20 protein-coding genes are annotated in these 20,798 nt (G+C 65.1%); 11 read left to right on the forward strand and 9 right to left on the reverse strand.

Annotation, left to right across the window (positions count from 1 at the left end; translation table 11 throughout):
• Positions 1-61 precede the first annotated feature (61 nt).
• Positions 62-2,155, forward strand: a complete 2,094-nt coding sequence (uvrB, locus tag IGS55_RS16690) for an excinuclease ABC subunit UvrB (protein WP_230518967.1) — start codon at positions 62-64, stop codon at positions 2,153-2,155.
• Between the two features lie 160 nt (positions 2,156-2,315).
• Here uvrB and IGS55_RS16695 read toward each other — a convergent pair whose 3' ends face one another.
• The gene (locus tag IGS55_RS16695; protein ID WP_230518968.1) at positions 2,316-2,810 is read right to left on the reverse strand and encodes a DUF3224 domain-containing protein; all 495 of its coding nucleotides are present in this window, start codon (positions 2,808-2,810) and stop codon (positions 2,316-2,318) included.
• A gap of 56 nt (positions 2,811-2,866) precedes the next feature.
• On the opposite strand from IGS55_RS16695, the gene IGS55_RS16700 reads away from it, so the two are divergent.
• Positions 2,867-3,709: a helix-turn-helix domain-containing protein gene (locus tag IGS55_RS16700; RefSeq protein ID WP_230518969.1), complete on the forward strand. Its 843-nt coding sequence runs from the start codon at positions 2,867-2,869 to the stop codon at positions 3,707-3,709.
• On the opposite strand, the gene denD is transcribed toward IGS55_RS16700, so the two are convergent.
• Genes denD through IGS55_RS16730 form a run of 6 tightly spaced genes read right to left on the reverse strand, consistent with a single transcriptional unit; the run spans position 3,706 to position 9,700 of the window.
• On the reverse strand, positions 3,706-4,683 hold the full coding sequence (gene denD, locus IGS55_RS16705; RefSeq protein WP_230518970.1) for a D-erythronate dehydrogenase: 978 nt from the start codon (positions 4,681-4,683) through the stop codon (positions 3,706-3,708). The genes IGS55_RS16700 and denD overlap by 4 nt on opposite strands.
• Positions 4,684-4,685: 2 nt before the next feature.
• The gene (gene otnI / locus IGS55_RS16710; protein WP_230518971.1) at positions 4,686-5,477 is read right to left on the reverse strand and encodes a 2-oxo-tetronate isomerase; all 792 of its coding nucleotides are present in this window, start codon (positions 5,475-5,477) and stop codon (positions 4,686-4,688) included.
• A 17-nt stretch (positions 5,478-5,494) separates the two neighbouring features.
• Entirely contained in the window at positions 5,495-6,139 is a 645-nt protein-coding gene (otnC, locus tag IGS55_RS16715) for a 3-oxo-tetronate 4-phosphate decarboxylase (RefSeq protein ID WP_230518972.1), read from the reverse strand.
• Complete coding sequence (gene otnK, locus IGS55_RS16720; RefSeq protein WP_230518973.1) at positions 6,136-7,437, reverse strand: 3-oxo-tetronate kinase; 1,302 nt, start codon at positions 7,435-7,437, stop codon at positions 6,136-6,138. The genes otnC and otnK overlap by 4 nt, the downstream gene beginning before the upstream one ends.
• Positions 7,434-8,357 (reverse strand): L-threonate dehydrogenase, encoded by a 924-nt coding sequence (gene ltnD, locus IGS55_RS16725; RefSeq protein WP_230518974.1) that lies wholly within the window; start codon positions 8,355-8,357, stop codon positions 7,434-7,436. Before ltnD ends, otnK begins: the two co-directional genes overlap by 4 nt.
• A gap of 14 nt (positions 8,358-8,371) precedes the next feature.
• Positions 8,372-9,700, reverse strand: a complete 1,329-nt coding sequence (locus tag IGS55_RS16730) for an MFS transporter (RefSeq protein WP_230518975.1) — start codon at positions 9,698-9,700, stop codon at positions 8,372-8,374.
• Positions 9,701-9,889: 189 nt separating this feature from the next.
• Between IGS55_RS16730 and IGS55_RS16735 the strand changes: the two genes are divergently transcribed.
• The gene (locus IGS55_RS16735) at positions 9,890-10,702 is read left to right on the forward strand and encodes a FadR/GntR family transcriptional regulator (protein WP_070310460.1); all 813 of its coding nucleotides are present in this window, start codon (positions 9,890-9,892) and stop codon (positions 10,700-10,702) included.
• 39 nt (positions 10,703-10,741) lie between these two features.
• Here the strand turns inward: IGS55_RS16735 and IGS55_RS16740 are convergent, their stop codons facing one another.
• Positions 10,742-11,656 carry a LysR family transcriptional regulator gene (locus IGS55_RS16740; RefSeq protein WP_230518976.1) on the reverse strand — a complete coding sequence of 305 codons (915 nt, stop codon included), beginning with the start codon at positions 11,654-11,656 and terminating at the stop codon, positions 10,742-10,744.
• Between the two features lie 125 nt (positions 11,657-11,781).
• Here IGS55_RS16740 and IGS55_RS16745 point away from each other — a divergent pair, with 125 nt between their 5' ends.
• The 3 genes from IGS55_RS16745 to IGS55_RS16755 are packed head-to-tail and all read left to right on the forward strand — an operon-like array spanning position 11,782 to position 15,070.
• Entirely contained in the window at positions 11,782-12,873 is a 1,092-nt protein-coding gene (locus tag IGS55_RS16745) for a porin (RefSeq protein ID WP_230518977.1), read from the forward strand.
• A 17-nt stretch (positions 12,874-12,890) separates the two neighbouring features.
• Complete coding sequence (locus IGS55_RS16750; protein ID WP_230518978.1) at positions 12,891-13,700, forward strand: substrate-binding domain-containing protein; 810 nt, start codon at positions 12,891-12,893, stop codon at positions 13,698-13,700.
• 35 nt (positions 13,701-13,735) lie between these two features.
• Complete coding sequence (locus IGS55_RS16755; RefSeq protein ID WP_230518979.1) at positions 13,736-15,070, forward strand: MFS transporter; 1,335 nt, start codon at positions 13,736-13,738, stop codon at positions 15,068-15,070.
• Between the two features lie 2 nt (positions 15,071-15,072).
• On the opposite strand, the gene IGS55_RS16760 is transcribed toward IGS55_RS16755, so the two are convergent.
• On the reverse strand, positions 15,073-15,699 hold the full coding sequence (locus IGS55_RS16760; protein WP_230518980.1) for a flavin reductase family protein: 627 nt from the start codon (positions 15,697-15,699) through the stop codon (positions 15,073-15,075).
• 201 nt (positions 15,700-15,900) lie between these two features.
• Here IGS55_RS16760 and IGS55_RS16765 point away from each other — a divergent pair, with 201 nt between their 5' ends.
• The 5 genes from IGS55_RS16765 to IGS55_RS16785 all read left to right on the forward strand — a co-directional run bounded on the left by IGS55_RS16765 (position 15,901) and on the right by IGS55_RS16785 (position 20,798).
• Complete coding sequence (locus IGS55_RS16765; RefSeq protein ID WP_230518981.1) at positions 15,901-16,962, forward strand: AI-2E family transporter; 1,062 nt, start codon at positions 15,901-15,903, stop codon at positions 16,960-16,962.
• 137 nt (positions 16,963-17,099) lie between these two features.
• Positions 17,100-17,792, forward strand: a complete 693-nt coding sequence (locus IGS55_RS16770; RefSeq protein ID WP_230518982.1) for a hypothetical protein — start codon at positions 17,100-17,102, stop codon at positions 17,790-17,792.
• A gap of 278 nt (positions 17,793-18,070) precedes the next feature.
• On the forward strand, positions 18,071-18,529 hold the full coding sequence (locus IGS55_RS16775) for a hypothetical protein (RefSeq protein ID WP_230518983.1): 459 nt from the start codon (positions 18,071-18,073) through the stop codon (positions 18,527-18,529).
• A 61-nt stretch (positions 18,530-18,590) separates the two neighbouring features.
• Positions 18,591-20,024 (forward strand): Dyp-type peroxidase, encoded by a 1,434-nt coding sequence (locus IGS55_RS16780; RefSeq protein ID WP_230518984.1) that lies wholly within the window; start codon positions 18,591-18,593, stop codon positions 20,022-20,024.
• Positions 20,025-20,138: 114 nt separating this feature from the next.
• Positions 20,139-20,798, forward strand: a complete 660-nt coding sequence (locus IGS55_RS16785; protein WP_230518985.1) for a glutathione S-transferase family protein — start codon at positions 20,139-20,141, stop codon at positions 20,796-20,798.

Consider the following 20,798-nt stretch of genomic DNA (forward strand, 5'->3'; position numbering starts at 1 on the left):
GCCCCGAAATACAACGCCAGGGCCGCCAGCAGAGCACTATTCTAACAAAGGTCTGATTCACATGCCCGAATTATCTACCGCCAGCGAGGCGGAAAGCGCAATTATCTCTTTCCCGGACTCCCCGTTCAAGCTGCACCAGCCCTTCCCTCCGGCCGGTGACCAGCCCACGGCAATCGACCAGCTGTCAGAGGGAATTGCCGACGGACTGGCCTTCCAGACCCTGCTGGGCGTGACCGGTTCGGGCAAGACCTACACCATGGCCAACGTCATCGCGCGCATGGGCCGGCCCGCCATCGTCTTCGCGCCGAACAAGACCCTGGCCGCGCAGCTGTACAGCGAGTTCCGCGACTTTTTCCCGCAAAACGCGGTCGAATACTTCGTCAGCTACTACGATTACTACCAGCCCGAAGCCTACGTGCCGCAGCGCGACCTGTTCATCGAAAAGGACTCGTCGATCAACGAACATATCGAACAGATGCGCCTGTCGTGCACCAAGTCGCTGATGGAGCGGCGCGACGTCATCATCGTCGCCACCGTCTCGGCCATCTACGGTATCGGTAATCCGAACGAATACCACCAGATGATCCTGACGTTGCGCGTCAAAGACAAAGTCGCCCAGCGCGACGTCATCGCGCGCCTGATCCAGATGCAGTACACGCGCAACGAGGTCGATTTCGGCCGCGGCACCTTCCGCGTGCGCGGCGATACCATCGACATCTTCCCCGCCGAGCATGCGGAGCTGGCCGTGCGCCTGGAAATGTTCGACGACGAGATCGAATCGATCCAGCTGTTCGACCCGCTGACGGGCCGCGTACGCCAAAAGATCCCCCGCTTCACCGTGTATCCGGGCTCGCACTATGTGACGCCCCGCTCCACCGTGCTGCGCGCCGTCGAGACCATCAAGGACGAGCTGCGCGAGCGCCTCGAGTTCTTCCGCAAGGAGAACAAGCTGATCGAGGAGCAGCGGCTCGAGCAGCGCACGCGCTTCGACCTGGAAATGATGGCGGAAATCGGTTTCACCAAGGGCATCGAGAACTACTCGCGCCACCTGTCCGGCGCGCTGCCGGGCGAACCGCCGCCGACCCTGGTCGATTACCTGCCGGCCGACGCCCTGATGTTCCTCGACGAATCGCACGTGCTGACGGGCCAGCTGAGCGCCATGTACAACGGCGACCGCTCGCGCAAGACGAACCTCGTCGACTACGGCTTCCGCCTGCCGTCGGCGCTCGACAACCGGCCCTTGAAATTCGAGGAATTCGAGCAGAAGATGCGCCAGACCGTGTTCGTTTCGGCCACGCCGGCCGAATACGAAAAGAACCATTCCGATCAGGTGGTCGAACAGGTCGTGCGGCCCACGGGCCTGGTCGACCCGCAAATCATCGTGCGCCCGGCCAGCAGCCAGGTGGACGACCTGATGTCGGAGATCGTCGAGCGCATCAAGAAGGACGAGCGCGTGCTGGTGACGACCCTGACCAAGCGCATGTCGGAGCAATTGACGGAATACCTGGGCGACCATGGCATCAAGGTGCGCTACCTGCACAGCGATATCGAAACGGTCGAGCGCGTGGAAATCCTGCGCGACCTGCGCCTGGGCACCTTCGACGTGCTGGTGGGGATCAACCTGCTGCGCGAGGGCCTGGACTTGCCGGAAGTGTCGCTGGTCGCCATCCTCGACGCGGACAAGGAAGGCTTCTTGCGCTCCGAGCGCAGCCTGATCCAGACCATCGGCCGCGCCGCGCGTAACCTGAACGGCACGGCGATTTTGTACGGCGACCGCATCACGGACTCCATGCGTCGCGCCATCGACGAGACGGAACGCCGCCGCGCCAAGCAGATCGCCTTCAATACGGCCAACAACATCATCCCGATCGGCGTGAAGAAATCGATCCGCGAAATGATCGACGGCGTCTACAGCCCGCAGGAAGCGCGCGAAACCCTGCAAGTGGCGCAGGAAGCGGCCAAGTTCGAATCGATGAGCGAGAAACAGGTCAGCAAGGAAATCAAGCGCCTGGAAAAACTGATGGTCGACCACGCCAAGAACCTCGAGTTCGAAAAGGCGGCGCAAGTGCGCGACCAGCTGCACATACTCAAGCAGCAGCTGTTCGGCGCGCCGGGTACCGACAATGTGGCGTCGATACTGGGTAGGTCGGATTAAGCCCTGCGGGCCGTAATCCGACAACATTGTTGGCGCTGGCGGTGTCGGATTACGCGGCCTTGCCGCTAATCCGACCTGCCTGAGCCCCATCGGCACGGAGTCCCGGGCTGCGGCCTTCACCGCACCAGCGCCTACAGGACCGCTGCCCATGGGCTTTGCCCTACTCCGGCAGCGAATAGTCGATATCGTAGAAATGCTGGCCATTTTCAATGCGGATGGCCAGCGTGCCGCTGATGCCCGTCAGCTGTCCCGCGCCGGAATGCGGCACGATGACGATGGACAGCTGCTGCTTGCCATCGGCCATGGTGCCCGCATGCTGCGCCACGAAGCTGCCTTCCCTGCCCTGCAAGACGCCCGTGATGGCTTCCATGGCGACATAGCCGGCCGCGCCCCTGGTGTCGGTGACGGCGCTGAGCATCTCCCCCTTGGCCGTGGCGACCAGGTCGCCGGCATAGACTTTCTCGAGCAGCACCTTGCCCAGGGTCGTGCGCCCCGCGCGCTGCGGCGCCGCGGATGGCGTCATGGTGATGCTGAAACTTCCCGTGGCGTGCACTTGCATGCGATGATCTCCCTCTGCAGATGAGGCGGCGCCGGCCGGCGCCACCGATAGACAACATGCGGCCAGCACCAGGCCGGACAAGCTGTGTGATTTCATGATTCCCTTTCAATCGATGCGAGAGAACCATCTTATTGCCGCGCAGGAGACAAATATTGGATAAAGCCGACAGCACGCGCAATATGCTCGCCGCGCGCGGCCAGGCGCCGAAGGGCATTGTCGACCCGCAGGCGGCGGCGCGCCGCATACGGCTGGCGACCTATCCGCCGGCTGGCGCGCTGGCGCCGTTCGTCGAGTATTTCTGGGTGGTGGAATGGGACAGGCGGGGTTGTCCGCCGGAGACGCAGCGCGTGCTGCCCTACCCGAACGCCCACCTGGTGTTCGACCTTGGGCGCACCGCCATCCATGGCGTCGTGCGCGGCGCCTTCGACAGGCCGTTGACCGGCGCGGGCAAGGTGCTGGGCGTGCGTTTCGCGCCGGGCGGCCTGCGCCCGTTCATCAGCCAGCCCCTGTCGTCATTCACCGATACGACCATCGCCGCCGATGCCCTGCTGGGCATGCCGGCAGGGCAAGCCGAGGCGCTGGTCCTGCGGCAAGCCGGCGATACGGCCATGGTGGCGCAGGCACAGGCGCTGCTGCTGGCAAGGCTGCCACAGGTCGATGACGCGGCCCTGCTGGCCGCCAGGCTGACGGCCGCCGCGGCGGCCCACAACGGCCCGGCGAGCGTGGCGCAGCTGTGCGAAAAAATGGGTATCGGCGAACGCCGGCTGCAGCGCCTGTTCGCCAACTACGTGGGCGTGCCGCCGAAGTGGGTGGTCCAGCGCTACCGCCTGCAGGAAGCGATCTGGCGCCTGGCGCAGCCCGATGCGCCCGACCTGGCCAGCCTGGCGCATGCGCTGGGTTTTTTTGACCAGGCCCATTTCAGCCGCGGCTTTGCGGAACTGGTGGGCAGCACGCCGCTCGACTATCGCCGCTCGCAGCGGGAAACAAACGCCTAGCCGGCCGCTTTCACGTCGTCGATATACGCGCGAATGATGCTGGCGAAATCCGCATCGGCGGTCAAGCCCAGCGCTTCGGCCCGCGCCGTGTCCCAGGCGCCGGGCCAGCTCTTGACGATGCGCTCGACGGCCGGATCGGGCGCATAGCTGATGCGCTTTGTTACTTCGCTGCCGGCCACCTGTTCCAGTGCGGCGATCATCTCGCCCACGCTCACGCTCAAACCCGGCAAGTTCACCGTACGGCTGGCGCCAAAGGCCTCGCCCGCCAGTTCGTGGCCGGCGATCAGGGACGCGATGGCGCCGCGCGGCGACAGCAGCCACAGACGCAGATCGGTGGACACGGGGCAGACGGCCCCCTCGCCATTCAACGGTTCGCGGATGATGCCGCTGGCGAACGACGACGCGGCCTTGTTCGGTTTGCCGGGACGCACGCTGATGGTCGGCAGGCGCAGCACGCGGCCATCGACAAAGCCGCGGCGGCTGTAGTCGTTGAGCAGCAATTCGCCGATGGCCTTTTGCGCGCCGTACGAAGACTGGGGATTCAGGGCCGTCGTATCCTGCACCACGTCCGGCAGCTTGCCGCCGTAGACGGCCACGGAGCTGGTGAAGACCACTTTCGGCTTGTGCCCCAGTTCGCGGCAGATATCGAGCAGCAAACGCGAGGCATCGAGATTGATGCGCATGCCCAGCTCGAAATCGGCTTCCGCCTGGCCGCTGACGATGGCGGCCAGGTGGAAGATCGACGTGGTCTGCGCATCGATGGTGGCACGCATCAAGGCGCCGTCGGCGATGTCGCCCGTGACCACGTTGACGCGCGCATCGTTGAAGTCATGCGCGGCCACCACGTCGACCAGTACCAGCTCGCTGATGGTCTGCAACTGGCCGTGGCTGTCCGTCAGCTGGCCTTGCGCCAGCAACCGGCGCGCCAGGCGCTGCCCGAGGAATCCGGCGCCGCCGGTAATCAGTACTTTCATCTTCATGCTCCTTGTTTGTTGTTGTAAGCGGCCAGCCAGCCCAGGCCAGCTTCGGTACGCCCGCGCGGACGGTATTCGCAGCCGATCCAGCCCTCGTAGCCCAACTCGTCCAGCAGTTGGAATAGATACGGGTAGTTGACTTCGCCATCGTCCGGCTCATTGCGGGCCGGGACGCTGGCGATCTGCACGTGGCCGATGCCATCGAAGTTGTTCTTGAACGTCATGGCGATATCGCCCTCGACGATCTGCGTGTGGTAAAAATCCATCTGCACCTTGACGTTGGCCGCGCCCGACTCCAGGCGCAGCGCATGGCCCTGCGCCTGCGTGACGAGGAAGTAGCCGGGCATGTCGCGTCCGTTGATCGGTTCGATCAACAGCTCGATGCCATGCTCGCCCACGGCTTTCGCCGCGTATCGCAGGTTGGCCAGGTAGGTGGCGCGGTGCAGGGCGAGATCGGCGCCCACGGGCAGCAGGCCCGCCATCATGTGCACGCGCGGGGTGCCCAGCGCCAGCGCATACTCGACGGCGCGCGCCACGCCGGCGCGGAATTCTTCTTCGCGGCCCGGCAGCGAAGCGATGCCCCGCTCACCGGCCGCCCAGTCGCCCGGCGGCAGGTTGAACAGCACGTTCTGCAGCTTGTTTTCGCGCAGCCAGCCGGCCACTTCCTGCGGCGCGTGATCGTAGGGGAACAAAAATTCAACGCCCGTGAAACCCGCTTGCGCGGCGGCGGCAAAGCGCTGCGGGAAAGGCACTTCATTGAACATCATGGTCAGGTTGGCGGCAAAACGGGGCATGCGTGTCTCCTTGAATCTTATATGTCGAGTTTGAATGTCTGCTTCAGGTCCGCGATCTGTTCCGCGTCGAGCGGGCGCGTGGGCACGTCGCGCAGCAGCAGGAACAGCTTGGCCGTCTCTTCCAGTTCCTCGGCCGCATACACGGCCGCCTCCAGGCTCGTGCCCGAGACGACGGGGCCGTGATTGGCCAGCAGCACGGCCGAGTGCTTGCGCGCCATGGTGCCGATCGCGCCCGCCAGCGCCGGGTCGCCGGGCCGGTGATACGGCACCAGCGGCAAGCGCCCCACCCTCATCACAAAGTAGGGCGTGAGCGGCGGAATGCAGTCGTCATGGTTCAAGCCGCACATGCACGACACGGCGGCCGAATGCGTCGAGTGCAGATGCACGATGGCGCCCGCGCTGCTCCGCTCTGCGTACATGGCGCGGTGCAGGAACGCCTCCTTGGACGGCGGCGCCCCGCTGATCAGCTTGCCGTCCCAATCGAGCTTGGACAGCTGCGCCGGATCGAGCCGGCCCAGGCTGGCGTTCGTCGGCGTCAGCAGCCAGCCGTCATCCAGGCGCACGCTCAGGTTGCCGCTGCTGCCGGCCGTCAGGCCCCGCTCGAACAGCGACTTGCCGAAGTCGACGATCAGCTCGCGCTGGCGCGATTCGGTGGCGCTCATGCCAGCACCTGCCAGGCCTTGCTGAAGAAATCGACCGTGCCGAAATTGCCGGACTTGAGGGCCAGCGCCAACGGCGCCCTGCCATCGTCGCCCGGCGCGGGCAAGGCTTGCGTCCACGGCACGCCGGGGTCGATTTCGGGGCCGATGCGCAAGCCCGCCACGCCCAGCGCTTTCACCACGGCGCCCGAGGTTTCGCCGCCGGCGACGATCAGCTGGCCCACGCCGAGGCGCACGAGCCCTTGGGCGATGGCGGCCAGGCTTTCCTCGACGAGGGCGCCGGCACGCTCCACGCCCAGTTGCGCCTGCACGGCGCGCACGGCATCCGGCGTGGCCGTGGCATAGATCAGCACCGGACCTTGCGCCAGGTGCTCATCCGCCCATGCCAGCGCCTGCGCGACAACCGCATCGACCACTTCGCCGCCCGCAGCCAGCTGCAAAGGGTCGACGTGGAAGGACGGCGCCAGTTCGCGCAGGTGCGCCACCTGCTGCTGCGTGGCCACCGAGCAGCTGCCCGAGATCACGGCGCGCAAACCCGTCGGCGGCGGCAGGCGTCCCGCCTGTCCAGCAGGCGATGGCGACAACTGGCCCCGCTGGCGGAAATTCTGCGGCAATCCCAGGGCGATGCCGGAGCCGCCCGTGATCAGTTTCAAGTCCGCGCAGGCGGCGCCGATGGCTTCCAGGTCGCGGTTCGACACGGCATCGACGACGGCGAAATGGCAGCCCTGGCCGCGCAAGTCCGTGAAGCGCTGGGCGATGGCGGCGGCGCCCTTCTCCACCACGGAGAAATCGGCCAGGCCTACCTTGGCTTGCACCTGCTGCTGCAGTACGCGCACCAGATTCGAATCCGTCATCGGCGTCAGGGGATGGTCGCGCATGCCCGACTCGGCCAGCGGCACGTCGCCGACGAAGAGGTTGCCCTTGTAGATGGTGCGGCCGTTGGCGGGGAACGCGGGGCAGGCGATGGTGAAATCCGTGTCGAGCGCCCGCATCAGCGCTTCGGCCACGGGACCGATATTGCCGCGCGGCGTGGAGTCGAACGTGGAGCAGTACTTGAAGTAAAACTGCTTGCATCCCGCTTGCTGCAGCCAGGCCAGCGCGGCCAGCGATTCGGCCACGGCCTCTTCCGGCGCATTCGTGCGCGACTTGAGCGCGATGACGACGGCGTCGACATCGGCTGGCGGCGGACCTTGCGGCACGCCGATCAGCTGCACCGTGCGCATGCCGGCCTTGACCAGCATGCCGGCCAGGTCGGTGCCACCCGTGAAATCGTCGGCGATACATCCCAGTAGTACGGTCATGATGGTTCCTCTTGATTCAGTGACGCTTTCGCCGGCAAAGTAATTCCCGGGAAAGTTTTAATCACGGCCGAGTCGTCCTCGCCGCCAAAGCCTGCCGCCGACGCCTGCATGAACATCTGGTGCGCCGTGGCCGACAGCGGTAATGGAAACACGCTTTTCTTCGCGTAATCGAGCACGATGCCCAAATCCTTGACGAAGATATTCACGGCCGACAGTGGCGTGTAGTCGCCCTTCAGGATGTGCGGCACCCGGTTCTGGAACATCCAGGAACTGCCGGCGCTATTTGAAATGACTTCGTACAGGGCATCCGGATCGCAGCCGGCGCGCAAGCCCAGCGCCATCGCTTCGGCGGCGGCGGCGATGTGCACGCCGGCCAGCAGCTGGTTGATCATCTTGACTTTCGAGCCCTGCCCCGGCTGCTCGCCCAGGCGGTACAGCTTGGCGCAGATGGCGTCGAAAATACCGGCGCAAGCGTCGAACGCATCGGGCGCGCCGGCCGCCATCACCGACATCTCGCCGGCTTGCGCCTTGGCCGCGCCGCCGGAAATGGGCGCATCGATGAAGCGCAGTCCCATGGCCGCCAGACGCGCGCCGAGGGCCTCTGCAAACTCGGGCGCCACGGTGGCGCAGGCGATGACGACGCTGCCCGGCGCCAGGGCGCTGGCCGCGCCGTGCTCGCCAAACAACACGGCTTCCGTCTGCTGCGCATTGACGACGACGATCAGCAAGGCTTGCACCTGCGCCGCCAGCGCGGCCGGAGACTGCGCCGCATGGGCGCCCTGGCCGGCCAGCGCTTGCACGGTTTCGGCGCGCACGTCGCAGGCATGTACTTCAAAGCCCGCGCGCAGCAACGATTGCGCGATGCCCATGCCCATGGCGCCCAGGCCGATCACGCCCACTTTTTTCATTTCTACGTTCATCTGCTACTCCAGTCTTATTTGTTCACCAGCTTGGCCGGCACGCGCATGATGATCGCCGCGCCAATCACCAGGATGCCGGCCAGCAGGTAGATGGCGATGTCGGTCGACTGCGTCAAATCCTTGATCGAGCCGATCATGTACGGCGCCGCGAAGCCTGCCAGGTTGCCCACCGAGTTGATGGCGGCGATGCCGGCGGCGGCCGAGACGCCACCGAGGAAAGCCGTCGGCAGGCTCCAGAACATGGGCGAAGCGGCCAGGATGCCGCCGGCGGCGATCGTCAGGAAGAAGATGGCCCAGCCCGTGTTGTGGGCGCCGGCCAGCGCGCTGCAGACGATGGCGGCGGCGCCGACCACCAGCGGGATCGCCATGTGCCAGCGGCGTTCGCGGTATTTGTCCGAGCTGCGGCCCAGCAGGATCATCGATGCCACGGCCACGGAGTACGGAATCGCCGTGAACAGGCCGATATTGAGCACGCCCGTCACGCCGGCCGCCTTGATCAGGCTGGGCAGCCAGAAGGTCAGCGAATACTGGCCCATCACGCAGCAGAAATAAATCAGGGCCATGACCCAGATGCGCGGGTCGGCGAACATGGCGCGGATCGACGGGTGCGATACCTTGCCCTGTGCTTCCGTGGCGATGCGCTGCTCGAGGATGACTTTTTCGTCTTCCGTCAGCCACTTCGCGGCGCGGATGCTGTTGTCGAGGTACAGCAGCACGGCCACGCCCATCAGCGCGGCGGGAATCGCTTCAAGCACGAACATCCACTGCCAGCCCGCGTAGCCGTGCCAGCCGGCGAAGGTTTCCATGATCCAGCCCGACAGGGGGCCGCCGATCAGGCCCGCCACGGGAATGGCGGCCATGAAGGTGCACACCATGCGCGCGCGGCGCTCGGACGGATACCAGTAGGTCAAATAGAGAATGATGCCGGGGAAGAAGCCCGCCTCGGCGATGCCGAGCAGGAAGCGCATCACGTAGAACTGGGTCGGCGTGGTGACGAACATGAAGGCGCCCGAGATGATGGCCCAGGTGATCATGATGCGGGCGATCCACACGCGCGCGCCGATCTTGTGCAGCATCACGTTGCTGGGCACTTCGAACAGGAAGTAGCCAAGGAAGAACACGCCGGCGCCCAGGCCGTACACGGTTTCGGAAAACTGCAGGTCGGCCAGCATTTGCAGCTTGGCGAAGCCCACGTTCACACGGTCGAGGTAAGCGACGATGTAGCACAGCATGAGGAAAGGGATGATGCGCCAGGTCACCTTGCGATAGACGGCGTCGTCGATGGTTTTCTGGCAGGCGGCCACGCCGGCCGCCTGCCCGGGCAATGCTTGTGTTACGTCCATGCTTGTCTCCTGATCGCTGGGGGATCGACCGTGCCGGGTTTTTATGGTCCACCGGAGGTGGCTGGCAACTTGTCTAAAATTTGTATGGATGTATATTATGTGTGTGTTTTGTGTGTGTCAAGCTGTATATTCCATATAATGGCAAGCAGGCAAGCCCGCATAAAAACCGCTAGCACAAGGATGCACCCGATGGACCGCACGTTCCGCTTTACCCTTCCCCCTCCGGAGCCCGCCGCGGGCAGCTTCACCACCGGTACCCTGGGTGCGCGGGTGGCGGCACGGCTGCGCCAGCAAATCCACAACGACGGTCTGGCCGGCGGCACGCGTTTGCCGTCCGAGCAAGCGATGGCAACGCACTTCGGCGTCAGCCGCACGGTGCTGCGCGAAGCCATCGCCCTGCTGCAGGCGGACGGCATCGTCGCCACGCGCAAGGGCAGCGGCACGTTCGTCTGCGCGCAGGATGGCGCGAAGACGGGCGAACGGGGCGACGAGCTGACGGAGCAGTCCGTGCAGTCGCTGCTGAATCTGATCGAGGTGCGCCAAGGACTGGAAGCGGAAATCGCCGCGCTGGCGGCCGTGCGGCGCACGCCGGGCCAGCTGGCCGACATCGAACACGCGCTGCGCCGCATCGAGGAAGCCGTGGCGGCCGGCGTCGACGGCGTGGAAGAAGACGTGCGCCTGCACCTGTGCATCGCCGAGGCGACGGGCAACCCCTACTGGCCGAAATTCGTCGCCATGTTCGCCGACCCGATCCGCTCGGCCGTCAAGGTGACGCGCGCGAATGAAGCGCGGCGCACGGACTTTTCCATCGAAGTGCGGCGCGAACATGAAAAGATCGTGCAGGCGATCGCCGATGGCGACCCGCAGCGGGCGCGCCAGGCGGCCATGGAACACATGCAGCACGCGGCCGAGCGCGTGCGCCTGGCCGACCGCGAATTCTGGCGCGGCGACGGCGGCGCGCTGGCGCGCACGCTGGGGCGCGATCCCATCATGCAAAAATAAGGTCCGGGCCCTCGATTCTCCTGCGCCGCACTGCAGCGCTCATGCCCGCCGCCCCTGCTTTCCTATGCTCGCGCTCATCATCTCGAACAGAGTGCGTGACGCGGGCGGCATCGCGTGCTGATGCCGGCTGATCAAGCCCAGCGTGCGCTTGACGGCGGGATTGACGAGCGGCACGCCGACCACCGTACCCTGCCGCTCCGGCAAAATCGACAGCCCCGGCACCGCCGCCACGCCCAAGCCCGACTCCACCAGCGCCAAGATGCCTGACACGTGGTTGATCTCGCACGAGATCCACGGGTGCTTTTCCACGCCGGCCAGCGCCGCATCGAGCACGCTGCGGTTGCCGCTCGACTTGGCCACCGAGATATAGCGTTCGTCGACGGTATCCTTCCAGCTCAGCTTCTTGCGCCTGGCCAGCCGGTGATCGTGCCGCATCGCCAGCACATAGGTCTCGACATAGATGGGCTGGAAATGGATCTCCGGATTTTCCGCGCCCGTGAAGCTGATGCCGAAATCCGCCTCGCCTGTCAGCACGAGGTTGAGCACGTCCTGCGCGCTTTCGTCATGCACGCGCACGCGGATTTTCGGAAACTGCGCGCTGAAGCGCTTGAGCACGTCCGGCAGGAAGTGCCACACAGCCGACGGCACGCAGGCGAACGTCACCGTCCCGGTGCGGTGCGCGGCCAGGTCGGCGACACCCAGCACGGCATCCTCGAGGCCGTTGAGCGCATCGCGCACGTTCACCAGAAACACCTGCCCCACATTGGTCAGCTGCACGCGCCGGGTGGTGCGCTCGAACAGCTTGACGCCCAGCGCATCCTCGAGTTTTTCAATGCGGCGGCTCAGTGCCGGCTGCGACAGGAACAGGTCGGCCGCGGCCTGGCGAAAGCTGTTGCGCTCCGCCACGGCCACGAAGGCCTGCAAATCATGAAGTTCGTAATTGATGCGCTGCATGCATTAATCCCCGGAAAAATTGCAATTATCAAATTATGCCATTTCAACGATGATGGGGTCTTAATGCTGAGCCTCGCCAAGAAGGCACTAAGAAGGCATCCCCCCCCAAAAAAAATGGAGACACCATGCGACATTGTTCCACGTTCGCGCTGTTGTTCGCGGCCAGCGGCATCTGCCTGGGCCAGAGCGGCGCGGTCTTGTATGGCATCGCGGATGCCGGCATCCGTTATGGAAAAGGTTTGAACGCCGCCAACGCGCCCACGGCCGGCGGCACCACGCCCGCCGTCAGCAGCGGCATCAACAACACAAGCCGCTGGGGCCTGCGCGGCCAGGAAGACCTCGGCGGCGGCTGGCAGGCGCTGTACCGCCTGGAGGGTGGGCTGAATCTGGACACGGGCAGCGCGGCCAAATCCGACAAACTGTTCGACCGGCAAGCGTGGCTGGGCCTGAAGTCGCCGCTGGGCTCCGTGACCCTGGGGCGCCAGGCGACCTTGCTGGCCGACGCCATCGCGCCGGTGGACCCGCTGGGTATCCGCTACGCCTCGTTCAATCCGAACGTCAACATCACGGGCTTGAGCAACACGGCGTTTGGCCGCCACTCGTTCGGCCAGCAATACGGCAGCAGCGGCTATGCCGACAACTTCTACCGGCTCGACAACATGGTGAAAACCAGCGCCAGCCTCGGGCCGATGGTGGCGCGCGCCGCCTACTCGTTCGGCGAGGTGGCGGGCGCCACGTCGCCATTGTCGACCTGGGGCGGCGCCCTGACGTACCAACAGGCGGGGCTGGCCGTGTCCGGGGCGGCGATGCGCTTTCGCAATCGCGACAACCGCTCCCTCGATGCCGCCACCGTGGGCGCCGCTTACAAGGTAGATGCCTGGCAGTTCAAGGCCAACCTGGGCCTGAACCGCGCCGACGTGGGCGCCGGCAGGTCGGTCCGGCAAGGCGTGGCATCGGCCGGCGTGAGCCGGCAACTGGCGCCCGACGTGCTGCTGACGACCGCGTACTACAAGGTACGGCGCAGCGCCACGGGCGATGTCGATGACGGCTTCCAGCGCGCTTTCGCCTACCTGGAAAAAGCGCTCTCGCCGCGCTCGACCCTGTACCTCGAATCGGACTACACCGCATGGCAAGGCGATGCCGCCGGCGTTACCGCAGCGCGGGCCAATGACCGCCACGGCATGGGCTTGACGCTCGGCCTCATGCACAAATTTTAACGACAGGAGAAACAACCATGCTTCAACAGACCCTCGTGCGGCGCTCCGCCCCCATGCTGGCCGGCTTCATGCTGCTGGCCGCCGGCGCGGCGCATGCCGCCGACATCCGCGTGGTCAGCTCGGGCGGTTTCGCCCAGGCCTACAAAAACCTGGCACTCGCCTACGAGCGCGCCAGCGGCGACCATCTGGTCTCCGAATGGGGACCGTCGATGGGCACCACCAAGAATGCGATCCCGGCGCGCCTGGCGCGCGGCGAGCCGATCGACGTTGTCATCATGGTGGGCGACGCGCTCGACAAACTGATGCAGGAAGGCCGCCTGGTCCCCGGCAGCAAGGTGGTGCTAGCCAATTCACCGATTGCCTGCGCCGTGCGGCGCGGCGCGGCCAAGCCCGACATCAGCACCACCGAAGGCCTGCGCAGCGCTTTCCTGAAGGCGGACAAGGTGGCCTATTCGGACAGCGCCAGCGGCGTCTACATCGAGACGCAGCTGATGAGCAAGTTGCGGATTTCGGAGCAGATGCAGGGCAAGGCCGCAAAAATTCCCGCCACCCCCGTCGGCGAAATCATCGCGCATGGCCAGGCCGATTTCGGCTGCCAGCAGCGCAGCGAGCTGCTGCCGGTCGAAGGCATCGACATCGTCGGCCTGCTGCCGCCGGAAGTACAGAAGATGACGCAGTTTTCGGCGGCGCTGGTCCCGGGCGGCAAACAGCCGGAAGCCGGCCGCGCCCTGCTGCGCTTCCTCGCCTCCCCCGACAACGCCGGCGTGATCGAGGCGACAGGTCTGGAACCGGCGGCGGCGCCGGCGCCAACGCCAGCAATGCACTAGGCGTGCGTCACTCATCTTTCATCAATAGGTAAATCATGGACATTCCATCCACCGCCGCGCCCATCGCCAGGGCGGCAACGCCGCGCGCGCAAGCGCGCCCGCCCTCGCGCATCGCCACCGTCATCCGGGTGACGAGCGGGAACTTCATCGAAATGTACGACTTTTTCCTGTTCGGCTTTTACGCCACGTACATTGCCAAGGCCTTCTTCCCCGCCACCAGCGAATACGCGGCCCTGATGATGACATTCGCCACCTTCGGCGCGGGGTTTTTCATGCGGCCGCTGGGCGCCATCATCCTCGGCAGCTATATCGACCGTATTGGCCGCCGCAAGGGCCTGGTGCTGACCCTGGCCATCATGGCTTCCGGCACGGCGCTGATCGCCTTCGTGCCCGGCTATGCCACCATCGGATTGCTGGCGCCATTCCTCGTGCTGATCGGGCGTTTGCTGCAAGGCTTTTCCGCCGGCGTGGAACTGGGCGGCGTATCCGTCTACCTGTCCGAGATGGCGACACCGGGCAACAAGGGATACTACGTCAGCTGGCAATCGGCCAGCCAGCAGGTGGCCATCATTTTTTCCGCCGCGCTCGGCTACTATCTCAACGAAACCCTGAGCAAGGAATTCATCGCGGACTGGGGCTGGCGCATTCCGTTCTTCATCGGCTGCTCCATCATCCCCGTGGTGTTCTACATCCGCCGTTCACTGCAGGAGACCGAGGCCTACCTGACGCGCAAGTCGCATCCGACCTTCCGGCAGATGCTCAAGACGATCGCCCTCAACTGGCCGCTGGTGGTCGCGGGAACGATGCTGATCGTGCTGACGACGGTCGCGTTCTACCTGATCACCGTCTACACGCCGACCTTCGGCAAGAACGTCCTCAAGCTGAGCACCGAAGAAAGCCTGCTCGTCACCTTGTGCATCGGCCTGTCGAACTTCCTCTGGCTGCCCGTCATGGGGGCGCTGTCCGACCGCATCGGCCGCTGGCCCGTCATGGCCGTATGCTCGGCGCTGACGGTGCTGACCGCGTATCCGGCCCTGTCGTGGCTGGTCGCCCATCCCAGTTTCGACCACATGCTCATGGTCGAATTGTGGCTGTCCTTCCTGTACGGCAGCTACAACGGTGCCACCATCGTCGCGCTGACGGAAATCATCCCGGCCAGCGTCAGGACCACGGGCTTTTCGCTGGCCTACAGCCTGGCCACCGCGCTGTTCGGCGGCATGACGCCGCTGGTATCGACCTTGCTGATCGAGAGCACCGGCGACAAGGCGGCGCCAGGCTACTGGATGGCGGGCGCCGGCGCCATCAGCCTGCTGGCGACGTGGCTGATCTATCGCGGCATCGTCAGGGAGCGCCATCCGCTCCCGGCATGATGTTACGGCCAGGCGGGCCGGCGCATGTGGAACAGGCTGTCCGGCCCGATCTCGAAATAATCGGCCGGACCGCCGCCGCGCAAGATCGGCGCGGCGGCTGCCGTGTCGTACACGCCATCGGTCAGCAGGTGGCGCGCGATGTGCACGCCCACCACTTCCCCCAGCACCAGCCAGCTGCCGACACCATCGCCATTGACGCCTTGCAGCTCGATGATCTGCGTGCGCCGGCATTCAAAGGAGACGGGGCTTTCGGCCACGCGCGGCACATTGACGATGCGCGAGGCGGCCGGCGTCAGGCCGGCCAGCGCGAATTCATCGACTTCGGGCGGCGCCGGCGCACAGCTGGCGTTCATCGCCCCGGCCAGCGGACGGGTGGCCAGATTCCACACGAATTCCCCTGTCTGTTCGATATTGCGCAAGGTATCCTTGCGGCCGATACTGGAAAAACCGATCAGCGGCGGCGTGTAATTGAAAGCGTTGAAAAAGCTGTACGGCGCCAGGTTGAGCACGCCCCCGCTGCTGCGCGAGGCGATCCAGCCGATGGGCCGCGGCCCGACGATGGCATTGAAAGGGTCATGCGGCAAGCCATGGCCCTGCGCAGGTTCATAAAAGTGAATATTGTCGGCCACGCGCGTTCCTGAGGTCAAAAGAAGTCAAAAGCGCCCGGGATGGAACGCCTGGAACGACAGCTTACTGGAATTGCCGCCACCGCGCTGTCAGACCGCCGGCGCCAGATGCGCTCGCGCACGCATCACGACAATTGTATGGCGCGCCGCACCACGCCTCGCTTATGATGGGACAACTCAACCCTTATCATTACGCCAGCACCCATGCATACCCTCACGCTGCACCAGAAAGTGTTCCTGCTCCTCCTGAGCATCGTCACCATCGGCTTCGGCTGGATACTGGCGCCGTATGCGGGCGCCATCTTCTGGGGCGTCATCCTGGCGATCCTGTTCGCGCCCGTGTACCGCTGGCTGCTGGCCAAAACCAGGGGCCGCGCCGGCCTCGCTTCGCTGCTGACCTTGCTGCTGATCATCGTCATCGTCATCCTGCCGCTGTCGCTCATTTCCGTGTCGCTCGTGAACCAGGCGGCCAGCGTCGTGGAAATGGTGCGCTCGGGCGAAATCACGGTCGCCATGTTCTTCAATAAAATCATGGCCGTGCTGCCGCAATGGCTGATCAACCTGCTCGACCGCTTCAACCTGACCAGCCTGGCCAGCCTGCAGGACAAGCTGGCAGAGGGCGCCACGCAGGTGAGCCAGGTGGTGGCCGTCAAAGCCATCAATGTGGGCCTGTACACCTTCGAATTCCTCACCAGCCTGTGCATCATGCTGTACCTGCTGTTTTTCCTCATGCGCGATGGCTCGACCCTGTCGGCACGCATCAAGAACGCCGTGCCGCTGAGCCGCAAGTACAAGCAGCGCCTGTTCACCAATTTCACCACGGTGATCCGCGCCACGGTGAAGGGCAACATCCTCGTGGCGATCGCCCAGGGCGCCCTCGGCGGCCTGGCGTTCTGGTTCCTCGACGTGCCGGCGCCCCTGCTGTGGGCCGTGCTGATGGCCTTCCTGTCGCTGCTGCCGGCCGTCGGCGCCGCCCTCGTCTGGGCGCCCGTGGCCGTGTACTTCCTGGCCACGGGCGCCATCTGGCAAGGCGCCGGCCTGGCCGCCTTCGGCGTCTTCGTCATCGGCCTGGTCGACAACGTGCTGCGCCCCATCCTGGTGGGCAAGGACACCAAGATGCCCGACTACGTGGTGCTGCTGTCGACAGTGGGCGGCATGGCCCTGTTCGGCCTGAACGGCTTCGTCATCGGCCCCGTGGTGGCGGCCCTGTTCATCGCCTCGTGGGACCTGTTCGTCTCGGCCAGCGAGTTCCAGGCCGAGGATTGACGGCTTAACAGAATCATCACACAGGCGCATTTTTCAGTACCCTGGGGAGCACAATCCGCGCTCTGCCCGAAACCTGTTTACAGCACTGTTGCAAATTTACATACTGGTGCCACCTTCATCACGCAAGCATGGAACAGATGCGTATCGACCTTGCACGACAGGAGCATGCTTTTTCTCTCGGCCGGCGTCCCCGGGGCCGGTACGTCGCCGCGATTATCGCGCTGCACCTGGCGCTGTTCTGGGCCGCCACGCGGCCCGTAAACATGAGAATCGAGCACGATGACCGTGTCTGGCTGCAACTGCTGCCGCCACTGCCGCCAATAAGGGCGATCATTCCACCCGCCGGGCCAGAACCGGCGCCGGCACGTCCGCCAGCCCTTCCATCCAGCGCGGCAAGCGTGTCGCCACCGAAGGAGGCGGCGGCATCACAAGACTACGCCGCGTCGTCAGAATCTGCGCCGGCAGAACCCAAAGCCGCCCCCCTCACCCTGGCGCAACGAGCGCTGCAGGCAGCCGGCGCCATCGACCGCCAGCTGCGCGCCGAGCATCCGCAGGAATTCGTGGCGCCGCCCGACACCCCGCAGACGCGCCTGGCAAAGGGGTTTGCGGAAGCGCATGCGGCGGTCAAGCCAAAGTGGTTCGAAGCGGCCCGCATCGAGCTGTTCAGCGCGCCGAACGACCCCAAGCGCATTTACCGCGTCATCACGGCGACTGGCGAATACTGCATCTATTTACCGGACAAAGGCAGCATGTCGCTGAACCTCAGCGCGCGATCCGGCTACGCCGGTTTCGGCGAAGGGACCGCGGCGCCTTGCCCCATCCGGTTTTGACGGCGGACGGTGCAGCCGCCTCAAATAAAACCTGCGGATCCCGGCGCTGCCAACGGCGCCACTTGCGCTTCCAGAATCAGGCAAGAACCGCCTGGCGGCAGAGTGTCCGCCGGCACCGGCCAGTCCCGGCGACTATCCACATGAGACCACATTTCATAGCAACTATCATGTTGCAATAGTGTTTACTTAACAACAAATCAGAAAATATAGTTTTTGACGCAGCAGGAGCCGCGGCGTAGTGTCGGTCGTCCCGACAACCACGTAATGAGGAGCCTTCCATGGCAAATCCACTGTGCTTAATGATGCCGGTACTACCCGGCACCAATCCGATCTCCATCGCCGCAGCATTGCAGGAATACCAGACGAAGATCAATACAGCCCTCACCAATATCGGTACCGTGCACTTTGCCCGCTTCGTCCTGTTTGACCGCTCGCAGGCCAATCTCTTGCCCAACATTGGCAAGACGGGTACTTCCGATACCCTGATCATCGGCGTGATCACCGAGTATGACGGCAGCTTCAACGGCTACATCGAGGATTTCGTGGCCCAGCTGAGCGAGGTATTCGACGCGCTGCTGCAGTTTGTCGTGGGCGGCAAGGCGCTGATGCCCGTTGCCGACCATGTGGCCGCATTCGAAGCCTTCATCACCGCCAACGACGCCGCGCAGCACGTGCCCAACACGGGCCTGTATAACGCCTATCCGCAGACCGTCCAGCAAATCCTCGCTTCCGTCTAAAGAAAACGCCACGCCGGGGCTGCGCAAGCGGCCCCACCACCCCAGCCCCCGGAGAGACAGCATGGCCGATCCCACCATCGATTACGACGACGTGCAAGGCACGATCCTGCGCGGCTACCGCGTCAACCTGGCGCGCCATTTCATCTTCAGCATCACGGATGCGGCGCAGGCGCGGCGTACCATCGCGGCCCTGCTCGACGGCAGCGACGGGCTGCCGGCCATTACCACCGCGCGCCATATCCACCCCAAGCCGCCCTGCTTCCTGAACCTCAGCTTTACCGCTCCCGGCCTGTCGGCTCTGGGGATAACCGCGGCCGAGCTGGCCACCTTTGACCAGGCATTTCAACGGGGTGCGGCCGATCCGGCCAGCGTCGCCGCCGTGGGCGACGTGGGTGACAGCGCCCCCGAACACTGGCTCGGCAACCTGGGGCCGGCCACCAAAGCCGGCCAGGTGCATGCGATGCTGAGCCTGTGGGTCAGCGAATCGGAGGAAGTGCTGCAGGCAACGTCAGCCAAGCTGCGTGGCGCCTTTGCCGCCGGCTGGCGTGAACTGTATGCGCACGACGGCGTGGCCCTGCCAGGCAACCGCGTGCATTTCGGCTACCGCGACAACATCGCCCAACCCGACGTCGATGGCGCCCCGCCGCGCAAGCACGAACGCGCATACGACCCGGACCCGCTCAACAGCGTCAAGACGGGCGAATTCCTGCTCGGCTATCCGAATGAAAACGGCGGCACCTACCAGGTGCAGCCGCCACAACTGTCCACCAATGGCAGCTATGCCGCCTTCCGCATCCTGGAGCAGGACGTGCCCCTGTTCGACAGTATTCTGAGCCAGGGCGCGGCCAGTTCCGGGCTCAGCACCGAAATGGTGGCCGCCAAGATGTGCGGACGCTGGCGCAACGGCAATCCGCTCGTGCTCGCGCCGGACGAACCCGGTCCCGTGCTGCCGGACGCCAGCCTGAACCACTTTCACTATGTCGATGCGCAGCCGGAACTGGACGATACGCTGGGCCTGAAATGCCCGGTCGGCGCGCATATCCGGCGCAACAACCCGCGCGACGAAGGCGTCGTGGGCACCTCGGCCCGCCACCACCGCATCGTGCGGCGCGCCATGCCCTACGGCAGCGAATACGATCCGGTGACACCCATCGCAGAGCAGCGGGGACTGGTCGGCTATTTCATCAACGCCAACCTGCGCAATCAGTTCGAATTCTTGATGCAGCAATGGAACGATGACGCTACCTTCGTCAAATCGGCCGTCGGCCCGGCCGGTCCCGAGGCGGGCAATGCCACGCTCAACATCAGCGGCCAGGACGTGTTCCTGGGAATCAACGACCCGAGCGTCAGCTCCTTCACCTTGCCCGGCGTGGGCGCCAAGGGCAGCGGCAATACGAAACTGCAGCATTTTTCGCGCAGCGTCATCACGCGCGGCGGCGTGTATTGCTTCTTCCCCAGCATCACGGGATTGCGCTACCTGGCAAACCTGAGTTAGGCGGCGGACGGGCCTCAGATGCAAGCGGAACGGCCCGGACCGCTTGCATTGATCCTGTCATTGCATATCGTTGCCACACGCGCGTGTTGCCAACCTTGCACAGGAGATCCCACCGTGTCGCTGATACTCTACGGCCATCCCTTTTCCTCGTACACGCAAAAGGTGCTCGTCGCCCTGTACGAAAACGCCATGCCGTTCGATGTCCGCCGCCTGGCACCGGACCTGCCCGGGCACTTGCAGCAATGGCTGGAGCGCTGGCCGCTGCGCAAATTCCCGCTGCTGGTGGACGGGGAGCGCAACGTCGCCGAGACCAGCATCATCATTGAATACCTGCAACTGGCCCATCCGGGTCCCCTGCGCCTGCTGCCGGACGACGCCATGCAGGCGCTGGACGTGCGTTTTCTCGACCGCTATTTCGACCTGCACGTCATGACACCGGTGCAGCATGCCGTCGGTGCCGCCTTGAGCGGCGACGCGGCGAAGACCGAGGAAGGCCGCGCGTTTGCCGGCGACAAGCTGAACCTCGCCTGCGCCTGGCTGGAAACCCGCCTGGCCGGCAAGACGTGGGCCGCCGGCGACCGCTTTACGCTGGCCGACTGCGCCGCCGCTCCCTCGCTGTTCTATGCGGACTGGACGCAGCCGATTCCCGCAGCGCCGCCCCTGCTGCGCGCCTACCGCGCGCGCCTGCTGGCCCGCCCGTCATTCGCCCGCGCGGTGGACGAAGCACGCCCGTACCGCCGCCTCTTCCCCCCGGGCGCGCCGCAGCGCGATTGA

It is taken from the genome of Janthinobacterium sp. EB271-G4-3-2 (assembly GCF_020858035.1).
Lineage (GTDB): Bacteria > Pseudomonadota > Gammaproteobacteria > Burkholderiales > Burkholderiaceae_D > Janthinobacterium > Janthinobacterium aestuarii.